Here is a 991-nt window from a genome sequence, read left to right on the forward strand (position 1 = left end):
CCTGTCGACCTCGCTCTCCGCGCTCGTGGCGCACTGGGGTGCCAGAAGTCGGCTTGGGTCTGTGAGCTGGGATGATGTGACGGCGCGGCTGTCGGCATGATGGTCAGCTATGTCCGTGCGCCTGCTCTATCTGATCTTCGTGCGGGTGTGTGGCTGGCTGGTCCTACTCGGCCGTTCGTCGGCGTCCAAGGACATCGAGTTGCTCGTGCTGCGGCACGAGGTCGGGGTGCTACGCCGCACCCAGCCCAAGCCCCGGTGGGACTGGGCGGACCGGGCGGTACTCGCCGCACTGATCCAACTTCTGCCGAAGACACTGCGAGCGCACCGGCTGATCACCTCGGGAACCGTCCTACGGTGGCATCGCTGTCTGGTTACACGGAAGTGGACCTACCCGCAGCGGACTGGACGACCGCCGGTCAGCACGGAGATCGCGACCCTCATCGAACGACTCGCGACCGAGAACACGACGTGGGGGTACCAGCGGATCCAGGGTGAGCTACTCAAGCTCGGCCACCGGGTCGGCGCGTCCACGATCCGCCGAATCCTGACGTCCCTCGGGCTGCCCCCGGCCCCGAAACGCCAGACCGACACGACGTGGCGGCAGTTCCTGCGCACCCAGGCATCGACCACGCTGGCGGTCGACTTCTTCCACGTGGACTGCGCCGTGACGCTCCAGCGTCTGTACTGCTTCTTCGTCCTGGAAGCCGGCTCCCGCTACGTCCACATCCTCGGGATCACCGCCAACCCGGACGGACCGTGGACCACCCAACAAATCCGGAACCTCCTGGTGGACCTCGGTGACCGGGCGGCCGACTTCCACTTCCTGGTCCGCGACCGGGCCGGGCAGTGCACCGCATCCTTCGACGCGATCCTCGCCGACGCCGGCATCACCACGGTCACGATCCCACCCCGAACTCCGCGGGCGAACGCCTACGCGGAACGGTTCGTCCGCACGGTCCGGACCGAGGTCACCGACCGGATGATGATCTTC

1 protein-coding gene is annotated in these 991 nt (G+C 67.1%); it reads left to right on the plus strand.

What is annotated here, in order from left to right; all coding sequences use genetic code 11:
• Positions 1-109 precede the first annotated feature (109 nt).
• The coding region (locus DD1DGNOD_RS23740; protein ID WP_131771065.1) for a DDE-type integrase/transposase/recombinase at positions 110-991 on the plus strand (882 nt) is incomplete at its 3' end.

Origin of the sequence: Candidatus Protofrankia californiensis, assembly GCF_900634765.1 — a bacterium.
GTDB classification, from domain to species: Bacteria; Actinomycetota; Actinomycetes; order Frankiales; family Frankiaceae; genus Protofrankia; species Protofrankia californiensis.